We start from the raw sequence: 13076 nt of genomic DNA on the forward strand, positions 1-13076 counted from the left end.
GCATACAAACTATTTCGAGTGGAAATTTCATGTCACAAGGACTTTTGGCGGGAAAACGCTTTTTAATCGCAGGTGTTGCAAGTAAATTATCAATTGCCTTTGGTATTGCACAAGCCTTGCATCGTGAAGGTGCAGAACTTGCATTTACCTATCCAAACGAAAAATTAAAAAAACGTGTTGATGATTTTGCTGAGCAGTTTGGCTCTAAATTGGTTTTCCCTTGTGACGTTGCAAATGATGCAGATATTGACAATGCATTTTTAGAACTTGCAAAACACTGGGATGGTTTAGATGGCGTGGTACATTCTATTGGTTTTGCACCAGCACATACCTTAGATGGTGACTTTACCGATGTCACGGATCGTGACGGTTTTAAAGTTGCACACGATATTAGTGCATATAGCTTTATTGCGATGGCTCGTGCGGCTAAACCATTATTGTTAGTACGCCAAGGCTGTCTATTAACCTTGACTTATCAAGGTTCAGAACGAGTGATGCCAAACTACAACGTCATGGGAATGGCAAAAGCCTCTTTAGAAGCAGGTGTACGTTACTTAGCGTCGAGTTTGGGTGCAGAGGGAATTCGTGTCAATGCGATTTCAGCGGGTCCAATTCGTACATTGGCAGCTTCAGGGATTAAATCTTTCCGTAAAATGTTAGATGCCAATGAAAAAATCTCACCATTAAAGCGTAATGTCACCATTGAAGACGTTGGTAATGCTGCGTTATTCCTATGCTCACCTTGGGCGAATGGTATTACTGGTGAAATTCTATACGTAGATTCAGGCTTTAATACTGTGGGCATGAGCCCAGAAATGATGTTAGATGACTAAAGTTTTCGTGGTATCGTAAAATTAGACGATAAGAATCAATATTCCTATCGTTGCATAAGCCTAAGTTTGAATAATTGAATGAGAGCATTATTGTTTGATTTAATTATAAAACTTGGGCTTTTTTATGGATATTAAAATTGAGTTTCTCAAGCCAGATCCGATTTTATATGCTGATTGTACTGTCGAATGCTAAAAAAAATATATTCAAAAAGTGAGGACACGGTTAATCTAAGCGTATACGTGTTCTCGTGCTTTGTATTAAAGGAAAAATCATGTCTCGTGTTGCTCGCTACCATGCTGATCGTACCAACCAAAAACTCTATTTTGCGCGTTTAGCGTGTCAGCAAGCAGAACAAACCGAGCATGTGCAACAAGTGCAAGCACATCGAGAAGCCGCTGTTTTTCATTTACATGGAGCAATGCTGGCTTTTTTACAGGAATTGGTGCGTTATTATCGGCTCAATGATTCTACGCCGACCTTGCAGTCTATTGAAAGTCATATGGCAGGCAAAGGACAGGTTTCGCCTGAGGTTTCGGTGATGCAGCAATTAGCGAAAGAAGGTGTTATTGCTGAACTTAAACGTGCATATCGTTTGTGCCAGTACACGCCAGAACCAAGTACACCAGAACCTGAAAATGAAACTTCTTCTCATCTAATTATTAAGGTTACACAAACACCGCAGGCATGGTTGCCTGATACAAAAATTCTGCGTGAATGGCATCATGATCTCACCCAACTGATTGATGGTTTTCGCAATGAGATGGTTGAATTCTAATCTTTTTTAGAAAGTCATCTTGAAATTTAATGTTGGAGTACCTATATAAGATACTTAGCAGTTGCAAAGTGCATACGGTACTTTGCCCCATGTTGAGCATGGAGGGGTGTATGTCTATAGAACAGTTAAAACAGCTATTTGGTAATCAGGAAGCCGTTCTTGAGCTGGTTCAACTTGAAAATGGCGAGTTGGCTTTGCGAAACTCAGGCTCTGAACAAGAACCTTTGGTCACTATTCAGTTTAATGAAGAAGTGAAAGCATTGCTTGGTGATCAAACTCCTGTCGTTGCTCAGCATATGTTTCAAGCTGCCTTATTTGCATTGCTTGAAAAACAAGCCAACGAGTGGCAAGCTGAAGTGGTTGATGAACCACCAAAACTGATGAGCTGATGCTTAAATTTGCATAAAATAAATAGAAACTAAACGCACTCATGAGTGCGTTTTTTAATTTGCATATTTGGGATGCAGCCATTAGAGAAAGATTTAATTCTATTGAGGCGATATAAATAAAGAACCGATAAAGACAATTCCGATTCCAATTAACTGTAAAAAGAAGGGATTTTTTGCATCACTCCAATGCAGGATGAGGAAAATGATAGATACCGGGGAAAGTAATAAGCAACCCAGTCCCCATAGAATACTGTTTTTAAAAGCAGCAATTAAAAAGCCAATTGATCCGATGATTAAAACCATAAAGCCTAAATATACGAGTAGCATAATTTTCCCACTTATTTTTAATGATTAAGATAATTTTTTAATAATTTTAATAAGATAAATGATATCTATATTTTTCTTGGTGTGTGTTGATCTCTATCTACAGGTTGTCAGTTGTGGCAACCTGTAGATTCTTATGGATTAATGTGTTGGCTCATGGTGATGGGCAATTTGGATTTGGTTTAAAATATGGTTGCTCATATTTTTTGCCATTTCGTCTTTCGCATAATAGACTTCACCAATTTGATCTGCACGAATGACTTCCGCTTCCTCTTTGCTTTCTGCACAAACTAAAACTTGAATTTGTGGATTAAGTAGTTTTGCTGTATCCACAATTTTATGAATATCTAAAATGTCCATAGGGGAAATGACTAAAAGACGCGCATGTTGAATATGGGCTTGAATCAGTACGCTAGGTTCAGTCGCACGGCCTGAGACGGCAGCAATCCCTTTTTCACGCAAATTTTCAACTTTCTCACGGTTTTCTTCAGCAATAACCACTTTAATACCATGTTCCATCAGCGTTTGGGTCATACGGCGTCCAACTTCACCATGCCCGACAATCACCACTTGGTCACGTAGATAATCTTGATCGACTTCATCAGGTAACATGGCAAGCGGGTCACCACTGCGTTCGAGTAAACGTGCTAAATGTGAGCGTTCTCGAATCCAGTTTTGCACAGGTTCAATCGCTGAAAAGAGAAATGAATTTAGGGTGATGGAGAATAGTGCACCTGCAAGAATTAGATTCTGTGCATCAGGGGTAAGTAAGCCAAGAGATAAACCCAAAGTGGCTAAGATGAATGAGAACTCTCCAATTTGTGCCAAACTTGCACCTACAGTCAGTGCTGTATTTAATGGATAACGGAAGAATAATACCAACGCCATAGCAGCAATAGTTTTACCAATCATAATGATGGCAATAACCGCAAGAATATGGAGCGGTTGTTCAATGATAATTCGAGGATCAAATAGCATCCCTACAGAAACGAAGAATAGAATTGAAAAAACTTCACGTAAAGGCAGGGTTTCTTCTTCTGCACGGTGACTGAAATCCGATTCTTTAACCACCATTCCTGCAAAGAATGCACCCAATGCCATAGAAACGCCAAAGACTGCGTATGAACCATAGGCAATTGAGATAGCCGCTGCAACGACGGTGAGTGTAAATAGCTCTCTCGAGCCTAAACGAGCGACGTGTTGCATGATCATGGGTACAAGGCGTTTACCAATAATCAACATAAAGGCAATAAAGCCAATGACCTTCAACAAGGTAATACTCAGCGTGAGCCAAATATTATCATTATTCGCATGGCCTTCTACAGGATGACCACCAAGTAACACTGCAGTAGCAGGCAGTAACACAAGTACTAAGACCATAACCAAGTCTTCGACTAGTAACCAGCCCACCGCAATTTTACCATTCACTGAATTGAGTAAGCCTTTGTCACCTAGGGCTTTAAGTAAAACTACGGTACTTGCACAGGATAGACTGAGGCCAAAAACGAGGGCTGAGCCAAAACTCCAGCCCCAAAATATAGATACGGCCATACCGAGTAAGGTTGCTACTGCAATTTGTAAAATTGCACCAGGAAGGGCAATGCGGCGGACTTGTAGTAGGTCGTTTAGTGAAAAATGCATACCGACACCGAACATCAGGAACATGACGCCGAGTTCAGCCAGCTGATTTGCAAGTGCAAGATCCCCCACAATACCGGGGGTGTTGGGACTAATAATAATACCGGCAATGAGATAGCCAATCAGGGGGGGTAGACGTAACCGTGCAGCGATATAGCCAAAAATGAGGGCAATACCAAAACCGACTGCAAGTAAAATAATCAAATCTACATCATGAGGCACTAAAAATTCCTTAAATTAAGCAGGTGTAATTATGAAAATAATTAAAAAGATTAAGAAAGCGAACACGCAGGCTAAAGTTTAGCAAGCTGAGTAAAAAAAATGCAAAAAAAACGACCCATTTGGGTCGTTTTTTTAGAAAACTAAAATTATTTAATTTTAGCTTCTTTGAAAATTACGTGTTGACGGATTTTTGGATCAAATTTTTTGATTTCCATTTTTTCCGGCATAGTACGTTTGTTCTTAGTAGTGGTATAGAAATAACCTGTACCAGCTGAAGAAACTAGACGAATTTTATCACGCATGGTTCAGACTCCTTAGACCTTTTGACCTTGAGCACGAATGTCCGCAAGAACCTTTTCGATACCCAATTTGTCGATAATACGCATACCTTTAGTGGTTAGACGAAGACGTACAAAACGCTTTTCGCTTTCTACCCAAAAACGGTGGTGATGCAGGTTCGGCTCGAACCGGCGTTTGGTTTTGTTATTGGCGTGCGAGACGTTGTTACCAACGACTGGACGCTTGCCGGTAACTTGGCAAACCTTAGACATGGTGTAACTCCATTGAGTTAGCCAACAGCAAAACTGTATGGCCAGTCAAAAATAAACGGATGAATTCCTTCAAGGGGCGTTTTATACCAAAATTCCGCTTAAAAGACAAGCGGAATCGATTAAAACTCGACATGACTAAGTTCGATAGATCATGCCTTGATCAGTTATCGTAGAAAGGTTTTCTCTAGGATTTTAACAAAAGGTTTGTTAAATGGTGGCAAAATGAACTTAATGCTAAACAGCTTGGGAATAGACATTACTGAGCGTTCATGTGACAAACTAAAGAAACCCTCTGGACCATGATATTTTCCCATACCTGAAGCACCTACGCCACCAAATGGTAAATCGTCTTGTGCAACATGGGTTAATACAGCATTTTGACCAAAGTGCCCCGAATGCGTACGTTGCGAGACATAATCCGCACGTGCATTATCAAAGTCGAAATAGTATAAAGCAAGAGGACGCGGACGGCTATTGATAAAGTCAATTACATCATCAATTTTTTCATATTCCATGATTGGTAAGATTGGACCAAAGATTTCATTTTTCATGATCTCCATATCTGGCGTAATATTTGTTAACAATGTTGGTGCAATTTTACGAACGCTCGTTAAGTCTTCATGCTGAGGATTTAACTCTATAGAGGTTGCACCTTGTGTTTGTGCATCTTCTAAATAGCTTTGAATGCGGTTGTATTGTTTATCATTGATGATCGATGTGTAGTCTTGATTATTGGCTAAGCTTGGATACATTTCATGGACAACCGCTGTATAGCTTTCCACAAATTCAGCTGTTTTACCTTTGGCAAGAAACATATAGTCCGGCGCGACACAGGTTTGACCTGCGTTCCAGAGCTTTCCAAAAGCAATACGTTGCGCGACTTCTTTGAGATCACTGGATGGATGCACAATAACAGGGGATTTTCCGCCAAGTTCGAGAATCACGGGAACTAAGTTTTCAGCGGCAGCCGTCATCACTGTTTTACCGATATTGGTAGAACCTGTAAAAATCATTTTGTCGAAAGCTAAATGACAGAAAGCATCAGACAATGCACCGCCACCGGTTACGACTGCTACTAGTTCTTGAGGAAACGCTTCAGAAAGTATATTTTCAAGCAGCTGACCAAAATTTAGAGATGCACTTGAAATTTTGATCATGGCATGATTGCCTGCAGCCAAAGCACAAATCAGGGGGCCAAGCGATAGTAATAGCGGGTAGTTCCAAGGTGTAATAATGCCAACTACGCCTAAAGGTTGATATTGTACCCATGCTTTTGCAGGTTGATGAATCATTCCTACATGGCGTTTAGATGGCTTCATCCATTGGGTTAAATGCTTGCTATAATATTTGATGTGTTCTAAACAGGTGAGTAATTCACCTATTTTAGTTTCAGAGATTGAGCGGTTCCCATAATCTTGATTAATTGCATCTGCAATTTGATCTTGATACTTTACTAGGACTTTTTTTAGACGTGCCAAACGTTCTATGCGTTCCTTGGCTGTAGGAACCGGATAACGTTGATAAGCCGACTTTTGCTGAGCTAAAAGGTCATGCAAATGTTGAACTTCTGGCGAAAAGGGAGTCATCGAGTTTGTTTTTGTTTGACTGTTCATGACAAAGACCATTTACGAAAAGTTTAATTTAATCTATTTTTTAGAGTAAATACTCTAAATAGTCAAGTCACTTTATGTGTTAGCGTATGCTAACGGTTAAAAGATGGTATTAGGATGTCGAGCTCCAAAACATTGAAAACGAAAGATCGGATATTACAAATTAGCTTGCAGCTTTTTAATGAGCGTGGTGAGCGTTCAGTTACGACCAACCATATTGCAGCTGAGTTGGGGATTAGCCCAGGCAATCTGTACTATCACTTTCGTAATAAACAAGAAATTATTAAAGAGTTAATGGAGCAGTATCAAAAAGAAACTTTGGATATGCTGGCATTACCTGATGACCGACCAGTCAATGCAAATGATAAAATTCGCTATTTCCAAGTGCTGAGTAGCCAACTTTGGGAATATCGCTTTTTACATCGTGATGTTTATCATCTTGTCGAAAATAATGCTGATTTTAGAAAAATCTACCCACGATTTGCGGGTAAAGTGATGCAACAAGGGCAAAAAATTTATCATGCCTTTGTAGAAGCTGGATTAATGCAGATGACCTCTTCTGAAATTGAAGCATTAATTATTAATATTTGGATTGTACTAACCAACTGGACTAACTTCTTATATATGTCTGGGCATTTGAGTGATTCCAATCATTTAGATGAAAAATGGATTTGGCTGGCATTGCGTCAGATGGTGTTCTTAGAAGGGGCTTATTTACGCGGTGAAAGTCGTGAAACCTATGAGCGCTTACTAGAGTCATTTGGCTCTTCCGAACTATTTGAAAGTTTATCGACCGCAAAAAATGAGTAAAGTGTATTTGAACGTGAGGCAATTTTGAATCGCTTCTCAAAAAGGGTTAGAATACTTGGCTGTTTTTTTAATTTAACTTATAAGTGATATACAACAACATGAACATGACTACTGCCAACACAGCACGTTTACTGATTACTTGTGAAGACAAGCCCGGTATTGTGCAAGCCGTATCAAGCTTTTTGTATCATCAAGGCGCAAATATTACTGCACTTGATCAATATGCAACTGAAGCTCAGGGTGGGCGTTATTTCATGCGTGTTGAATTTGAATTGGATCATTTGCAAGCACGTAAAGATGCATTATTGCAAACTTTTGAGAGTAATGTCGCTGAACGTTATGCTATGCAATGGCGTATGGCATTGGTCAGCGATGTGAAAAAAGTCGGTATTTTGGTATCTCGAGTAGACCATGCTTTACTGGAGTTATTGTGGCGTCATGCACGTGGTGGTTTACCGTGTGAAATTACACAAGTGATTTCCAACCATGAGACTTTACGTGAGTCGGTAGAAAATTTTGGTATTCCTTTTACCGTTGTTCCTGTCAATAAAGACAACAAAGAAGAAGCGTATGCCAAAATTGATGAACTGATGCAAGGCAATGACTTACTGGTACTTGCCCGTTATATGCAAATTTTGAGTGAAAACTTTGTACAAAAATGGCCAATGAAAGTCATTAATATTCATCATTCTTTTTTACCTGCTTTCGTTGGGGCGAATCCTTATAAGCAAGCACATGAAAAGGGTGTGAAATTGATTGGTGCGACTGCACATTATGTGACTACAGAGTTGGATCAAGGCCCAATTATTGAACAAGATGTCGAGCGTGTAAATCATGACTTTACCGTCGATCAGTTACGTGAACTTGGTCAAGATGTAGAACGAAATGTATTGGCACGTGCTGTGAAATGGCATTTGGAAGACCGTATTATTGTTGATGGAAACAAGACTGTTATATTTCAATAAGATGTAATTTTCACATTAAAAAAGGGATGTTTTATACATCCCTTTTTTTATTTTCTATTTGGAAAAACGATGAAAAGCATTGAAAAAGTAGTTGTAAATGAAAACACTTCTCATTTATAATTATCGGACTTTAATTGTTCGATCCGATGAGTCCGATTTACAAATCACTTTTTGTAGTCTATCTCTGGTTTAGGTATACAGATTCATATGAGTCAATCTTCCATAGCAAGTCTTCAATCTTCTCCCTCGATGAAGAAAACAGTGCTCACCGCTTTGTTGGCAGTCGTGATCGGTCATATGGGTGTACTTTGGGCGGTGAGTAATATGAAAGCACCTGAGCTCAAGCCAATTGAAAAAACGCCATTAAAAGTCAAATTTCTTAAACTTGTGGAAGATACTCCGCCACCGCCTGTTCCTCCTAAGCCGATTAAACCTAAAGTACAACCTTCAAAGCCTAAAGTTGAACCAGTACTGCCAAAACCAGTTGTGAAACCGAAAGTTATTGCAACTACGACACCTAAAATCGATAAAAAGACCATTCAGCAAGATGATACACAAGAGAAGCTGAAACAAGAGAAGTTAAAACAAGAGCAACAGAAACTTGAAAATCAACGTGTTATTGATGAGCAAAAGCGTCTGGATCAAGTTAAAAAAGATCAAGCATTCAAAGATCAGCAGGCGAGAGAGCAAGCTGCACGTGACCAAGCGGCACGCGATCAGGCCGAGCGTGACAAAGCTGAAAGTGATGCTAAAAATGCACCACGTAAGTTTAGTGCAGGAGATGTTTCGTGGGCGAGAAAACCACGTCTCTCTTTCACCAATAAAGATTTAGAAAATGCGAAAAGAACAGTTGTTGTGAATATTGTCGCTACAGCTGATGGAAAGATTACGAATGTAAAAGTGACTAAGTCGAGTGGTTTGACTGCTTTAGATGATAAAGTTTTACGTGCAGTTCGTGGTGCTAAATTTGTAGCTTCTAAAGATGGTCGTGCAATTTATGGCGATTTACCTTTCGAATTAGAATTGAATTAACCGGCTAACATATTAATTAGGAGTTCGAGTATGAACTTTTCAGTTTATTGGCAACATGCAGATGCAGTCAGTAAAACACTGTACTTCGTGCTTTTGATCATGTCTATTGCGACTTGGACGGTGTTTGTTCTTCGTTTGATGGGAACACGTCAATTGAAGCAGCAAGCTCAAGTGCATCTTGCTCAAGCGATTAGCAAGTTAAAAGCAAAACTTGTACCTTTAGCTTTTGAACAGCGTAAAGCTGTGGCAGAACAAGCACTTTTACGTCAAATTTCAGTAGAAAAATCTTCTGCTGAGAAAGGTGTTTCAGTTTTAGGAACGATTGCTTCTATTGCACCATTTGTCGGTTTATTTGGGACAGTGTGGGGGATTTTTCATGCGCTTGTTGCTGTTGGAAAAAGTGGGCAAGCGGGCCTAGCTCAAGTGGCAACCCCTGTGGGTGAAGCACTGATTATGACAGGTCTGGGTTTAGCGGTAGCGATTCCAGCCGTTCTAGCCTATAACATTTGTGTACGTTTTAATCGTACCTTATCGAATGAATTGCAAGATCAAGCGCATGGTTTATTGATTGACACAATGTTGCAACAAGATTCATCCACGCACACAGCTACAGCGAAGACCACTGAAAATGTTTTAGTTGGAGGTCAAGCTTAATGGCTTTTCAATTGGGTGAAGACAACGATTCTGGCATGAATGAGATGAATCTCATTCCGCTGATCGATATTATGTTGGTATTGATGATCATCTTTTTGGTGACAGCAACCGTTGCGAACCCATCAATACCATTAACCTTACCAAAAACTACAGCTGAAGTTGTAGAACCACCACCAGAAGCCATTACCATTAGTATTAATGAAAAAGGCGAAGTGGCTTGGAACAGTCAAATCATTAGTTTGGATGAGTTGCAAAAGCGCTTTGATGAGGAAGGGCTAAAAGCAACTAAACCAGCAGTTCAGTTAAGAGCAGATAAAGACGCACGTTACGATACAGTGGCACAAGTCATGTCTCGTGCCAGTAAGGCTGGTTTAAATGATCTGGCGTTTCTGAGTGATAACTAAGTCAGATGGATAAAGCGAAAAAAAGCGATCCATTACTTTCTTTCTAGTAGAAAGTGTATAAAATGAAAGAAAGATGCAAGTATAACCTTTAATATCAATTTCTTATCTCGCATCTTTCTTTTTATATATGTATAAAATAAATATATAAAAGCTATAATTCTTTCCAGGACTCCAAATGATCTAGAATTTTTTTAATAGCTAGCACAAACCCATTTTTGAGTTTTAAATTTCCAGAAGGCATTGAAGAAAAGTAGATTAATACAAAGCTTGATAGCATAGCAATATACTGAGAGTGTGTTGTCATATTATAATGACAACACACATCATAGATTGTTAGTTCTCAACCTTAGGATATCTTTTTATCAAGTTAAAATATCAAAGTTAAATAAGAATAATTGATCATGATACTTAGTGTCCATTTGTACAGAAATATGCATTTTGGCTTATATTTGTGTAATTGAGTTTTTATAATTTATATATTTTTTACTAGTAAAATTGATATGAAATTATTCTTTAAAGAATAAAAAAGATCCCAAGAAGGGATCTTTTTTATATGTTTTATATATATTACTTAACTAGTAATAAAAATTAGATCGCTTTTTTTATCTCTAAAGATTACCTCAATAGTTCTTGGAATTTACTGCTTAACTTCAATAATTTTGGGGGGATAGAGAAATTACAATATCCTTGGGAAGGATTACGTGCATAAAAATTTTGATGATAATCTTCAGCAGGATAAAAGGTCGGAGCAGGGCTGAGTTCAGTCACGATATTTAAACCCTCTGTTTTTAACTGATTGATATACGCTTCTGCTTCCGTTTGCTGTTGAGCATTAAAGTAATAAATCACTGAACGATATTGTGTTCCAATATCGTTGCCTTGCCGGTTTAAGGTCGTCGGATCGTGTGTTGCAAAAAAGACATCCAGTAGTTGTTTAAAATTAATTTGGCTGTCATCAAAATCAATCAAAATCACTTCGGCATGTCCGGTATTCCCTGTACAAATATCATCATAATTTGGATCTAAGGTATGACCACCGGCATAACCACTGGTGACTTTTTCTACACCTTTAAGTTGTAAAAAAACTGATTCAGTACACCAAAAACATCCACCACCGAAGAGTGCTTGTTGCATTATAAAATCCTTATTCTTTTGATCATTCAATAATATATAAACTTATGATGAAGTCATTATGTAATTTTATTTTTTATACGTAAAAAAGAGCCTGAAATTCAGGCCCTTTTTTATGCTTAATTAGCGAGGTTGCACGGTACTTCTGTATTTCAATACGACATTGCCATGGCGATCTAACAGTTTTAAAGTTTGCCCATAGACTTGATATCCTGCAACTTGGCTCAGTGCTTCATTATATTTGCTAGAGAGTTCCATGGTTTCCATACACATCATTTTGGTTCCAGCCATTGGGCTAAAATTAATTTGATTGCCTTTAACCACATAAGTTCCCATTAAACGGTTACAGCCATCTGTACCATTTACACGCATTTCATTTGAATTAAACTGAATGCTGGGCGCATTGGGTGCGTGAGGATCCATTTTATATTCAATAGCACCAATGTGCGTCATTACCCAGATTTTATTCTGTAGAAGTGCCAAATTTTGTTCTTGTTGTATTGTACTCGGCATAGAGGTACAACCTACAACGGCTAATGTTGATGAAATAAGTACAGTGGCAATCAGTTTTTTTAGCATGAGTGATCTCTATAGTGAATCTATTGCTACTATCTAAACAAAAAAATAAGTAAATCGCTATGTCTAGAATGTATCTCTGCATTATTTTTTAGAAGAAAGATTCTGTTGGACGACGGGTAAGCCCGTTCGAATGATTTCCGAATAGCTTAAGCGATCTGTAGGTGGAGAAGACTTAAAGTTTTGTGTTTTAGGATTTACATGGGAGTATTGGTACCATTCTTTCATTGACCATTGATGGCTAATTGCACCTAAATCATAGAGATAATTGGGTAAATAGCCAGAGGCAAGCAGTCGATAATCGGTTGGTAATTGTTGTGGTGAAATAGCTTGGATCATATCGAAAACTATAGTGGTACAATTACTGGTGAGTGTGTTGTACCACTTCGGTTCTACACCTAACTCATCTGATTTTTTTAAATACTCTAAGAATAATGCCTGCATTTCAGCTTTTGGCATTTTAATGGGGAAAAAATAAACCTGTTCGCCACGAATATTACTCCGCGTATAGACAATATCTTGTTCATCTGCTGCCACTAAACTGAGTTCAAATTTACGGAAGAAGCCGCCAAGGGCTGAAAAGCTTTCTGATTTTTCTTTACGAATTTCGATTGAAAAAACCAACGGTTTTTGGTCGGTAAAATCGAAGCTGACTAAGGTATGGGCAATTTGAGGCCCCATCCAATAGGAGGTGATGATATTGATACCACTGATATGCTCTAGGTTATAGCGACGAGTATCCCAATGTTGATCAAATTTATCTTCGCTATACCAGGTGAAATTTCGAATATTATGTAGGGTGACAATATTGCCTTGTTTTTCATAGCTGAGTAAGCGTGCAACATCGGGACTCCAGTCTCGATCTTGCTGTGCTGGAATATTGAAATACCAAAATAAACTACCAATAAAAGCGAGGATGTAAATGAATAGATCTTTACGACGACTTAACCCGCTTTTACCAATGTAGATCCCTAAAATACTGAGTGAAAATATAATCCAAATCGCAAGCATGATTCGACTCAACAACCATCCCCCTGGTTGTTGAATCCATATTGCGAGGCAAAGCCAAATCGAAGAAAGAATTACCAATAAACTAATTAGGGAATGGAGTAGCCCCATTCCTAAAGCATGGAAGAATTCTTTTTTTCCAATGTTATGCAT

General features: G+C 38.6%; 15 protein-coding genes. 8 read left to right on the forward strand and 7 right to left on the reverse strand.

The features are described 5' to 3' along the window. Positions 1 to 29 precede the first annotated feature (29 nt). From B9T28_RS10770 to B9T28_RS10780, 3 genes are all read left to right on the forward strand, one after another. Positions 30 to 833, forward strand: coding sequence for an enoyl-ACP reductase FabI (locus B9T28_RS10770; protein ID WP_086203989.1), 804 nt, complete (start codon positions 30 to 32; stop codon positions 831 to 833). Positions 834 to 1105: 272 nt separating this feature from the next. Further along, positions 1106 to 1609 carry a DUF6586 family protein gene (locus B9T28_RS10775; RefSeq protein WP_086203990.1) on the forward strand — a complete coding sequence of 168 codons (504 nt, stop codon included), beginning with the start codon at positions 1106 to 1108 and terminating at the stop codon, positions 1607 to 1609. Between the two features lie 110 nt (positions 1610 to 1719). After that, a complete protein-coding gene (locus B9T28_RS10780; RefSeq protein WP_086203991.1) occupies positions 1720 to 1998 on the forward strand; it encodes a hypothetical protein in 279 nt (92 codons plus the stop codon). Between the two features lie 465 nt (positions 1999 to 2463). Here the strand turns inward: B9T28_RS10780 and B9T28_RS10790 are convergent, their stop codons facing one another. From B9T28_RS10790 to B9T28_RS10805, 4 genes are all read right to left on the reverse strand, one after another. Further along, positions 2464 to 4182, reverse strand: a complete 1719-nt coding sequence (locus tag B9T28_RS10790; protein WP_086203993.1) for a cation:proton antiporter — start codon at positions 4180 to 4182, stop codon at positions 2464 to 2466. Positions 4183 to 4328: 146 nt separating this feature from the next. Further along, positions 4329 to 4484: a 50S ribosomal protein L33 gene (gene rpmG, locus B9T28_RS10795; protein ID WP_001205031.1), complete on the reverse strand. Its 156-nt coding sequence runs from the start codon at positions 4482 to 4484 to the stop codon at positions 4329 to 4331. 12 nt (positions 4485 to 4496) lie between these two features. Beyond that, positions 4497 to 4733, reverse strand: a complete 237-nt coding sequence (gene rpmB / locus B9T28_RS10800; RefSeq protein ID WP_086203994.1) for a 50S ribosomal protein L28 — start codon at positions 4731 to 4733, stop codon at positions 4497 to 4499. A gap of 164 nt (positions 4734 to 4897) precedes the next feature. Continuing rightward, a complete protein-coding gene (locus tag B9T28_RS10805) occupies positions 4898 to 6346 on the reverse strand; it encodes a coniferyl aldehyde dehydrogenase (protein WP_086203995.1) in 1449 nt (482 codons plus the stop codon). A 114-nt stretch (positions 6347 to 6460) separates the two neighbouring features. Here B9T28_RS10805 and B9T28_RS10810 point away from each other — a divergent pair, with 114 nt between their 5' ends. The 5 genes from B9T28_RS10810 to B9T28_RS10830 all read left to right on the forward strand — a co-directional run bounded on the left by B9T28_RS10810 (position 6461) and on the right by B9T28_RS10830 (position 10208). Beyond that, a complete protein-coding gene (locus B9T28_RS10810; protein WP_086203996.1) occupies positions 6461 to 7153 on the forward strand; it encodes a TetR/AcrR family transcriptional regulator in 693 nt (230 codons plus the stop codon). A gap of 98 nt (positions 7154 to 7251) precedes the next feature. Next, on the forward strand, positions 7252 to 8118 hold the full coding sequence (purU, locus tag B9T28_RS10815; protein ID WP_086203997.1) for a formyltetrahydrofolate deformylase: 867 nt from the start codon (positions 7252 to 7254) through the stop codon (positions 8116 to 8118). Between the two features lie 207 nt (positions 8119 to 8325). Further along, a complete protein-coding gene (locus tag B9T28_RS10820) occupies positions 8326 to 9150 on the forward strand; it encodes an energy transducer TonB (protein WP_086203998.1) in 825 nt (274 codons plus the stop codon). A 30-nt stretch (positions 9151 to 9180) separates the two neighbouring features. Further along, positions 9181 to 9804 (forward strand): MotA/TolQ/ExbB proton channel family protein, encoded by a 624-nt coding sequence (locus B9T28_RS10825; RefSeq protein ID WP_086203999.1) that lies wholly within the window; start codon positions 9181 to 9183, stop codon positions 9802 to 9804. After that, on the forward strand, positions 9804 to 10208 hold the full coding sequence (locus B9T28_RS10830; RefSeq protein ID WP_086204000.1) for an ExbD/TolR family protein: 405 nt from the start codon (positions 9804 to 9806) through the stop codon (positions 10206 to 10208). The genes B9T28_RS10825 and B9T28_RS10830 overlap by 1 nt, the downstream gene beginning before the upstream one ends. A 615-nt stretch (positions 10209 to 10823) precedes the next feature. Here the strand turns inward: B9T28_RS10830 and msrA are convergent. The 3 genes from msrA to B9T28_RS10845 all read right to left on the reverse strand — a co-directional run bounded on the left by msrA (position 10824) and on the right by B9T28_RS10845 (position 13076). Further along, positions 10824 to 11342 carry a peptide-methionine (S)-S-oxide reductase MsrA gene (gene msrA, locus B9T28_RS10835; protein ID WP_086204001.1) on the reverse strand — a complete coding sequence of 173 codons (519 nt, stop codon included), beginning with the start codon at positions 11340 to 11342 and terminating at the stop codon, positions 10824 to 10826. 120 nt (positions 11343 to 11462) lie between these two features. Further along, positions 11463 to 11918, reverse strand: coding sequence for an META domain-containing protein (locus B9T28_RS10840; protein WP_086204002.1), 456 nt, complete (start codon positions 11916 to 11918; stop codon positions 11463 to 11465). Between the two features lie 81 nt (positions 11919 to 11999). Then, positions 12000 to 13076 (reverse strand): lipoprotein N-acyltransferase Lnb domain-containing protein, encoded by a 1077-nt coding sequence (locus B9T28_RS10845; protein WP_086204003.1) that lies wholly within the window; start codon positions 13074 to 13076, stop codon positions 12000 to 12002.

The organism is Acinetobacter silvestris (assembly GCF_002135235.1).
Lineage (GTDB): Bacteria > Pseudomonadota > Gammaproteobacteria > Pseudomonadales > Moraxellaceae > Acinetobacter > Acinetobacter silvestris.

What these genes read in the sequence shown, in the direction of transcription:
- B9T28_RS10770 (WP_086203989.1), top strand. Translation starts at nt 30, where the DNA reads ATGTCACAAGGACTTTTGGCGGGAAAACGCTTTTTAATCGCAGGTGTT.
- B9T28_RS10775 (WP_086203990.1), top strand. Translation starts at nt 1,106, where the DNA reads ATGTCTCGTGTTGCTCGCTACCATGCTGATCGTACCAACCAAAAACTC.
- B9T28_RS10780 (WP_086203991.1), top strand. Translation starts at nt 1,720, where the DNA reads ATGTCTATAGAACAGTTAAAACAGCTATTTGGTAATCAGGAAGCCGTT.
- rpmG (WP_001205031.1), bottom strand. Translation starts at nt 4,484, where the DNA reads ATGCGTGATAAAATTCGTCTAGTTTCTTCAGCTGGTACAGGTTATTTC.
- rpmB (WP_086203994.1), bottom strand. Translation starts at nt 4,733, where the DNA reads ATGTCTAAGGTTTGCCAAGTTACCGGCAAGCGTCCAGTCGTTGGTAAC.
- B9T28_RS10805 (WP_086203995.1), bottom strand. Translation starts at nt 6,346, where the DNA reads ATGAACAGTCAAACAAAAACAAACTCGATGACTCCCTTTTCGCCAGAA.
- B9T28_RS10810 (WP_086203996.1), top strand. Translation starts at nt 6,461, where the DNA reads ATGTCGAGCTCCAAAACATTGAAAACGAAAGATCGGATATTACAAATT.
- purU (WP_086203997.1), top strand. Translation starts at nt 7,252, where the DNA reads ATGAACATGACTACTGCCAACACAGCACGTTTACTGATTACTTGTGAA.
- B9T28_RS10820 (WP_086203998.1), top strand. Translation starts at nt 8,326, where the DNA reads ATGAGTCAATCTTCCATAGCAAGTCTTCAATCTTCTCCCTCGATGAAG.
- B9T28_RS10825 (WP_086203999.1), top strand. Translation starts at nt 9,181, where the DNA reads ATGAACTTTTCAGTTTATTGGCAACATGCAGATGCAGTCAGTAAAACA.
- B9T28_RS10830 (WP_086204000.1), top strand. Translation starts at nt 9,804, where the DNA reads ATGGCTTTTCAATTGGGTGAAGACAACGATTCTGGCATGAATGAGATG.
- msrA (WP_086204001.1), bottom strand. Translation starts at nt 11,342, where the DNA reads ATGCAACAAGCACTCTTCGGTGGTGGATGTTTTTGGTGTACTGAATCA.
- B9T28_RS10840 (WP_086204002.1), bottom strand. Translation starts at nt 11,918, where the DNA reads ATGCTAAAAAAACTGATTGCCACTGTACTTATTTCATCAACATTAGCC.
- B9T28_RS10845 (WP_086204003.1), bottom strand. Translation starts at nt 13,076, where the DNA reads ATGCATAACATTGGAAAAAAAGAATTCTTCCATGCTTTAGGAATGGGG.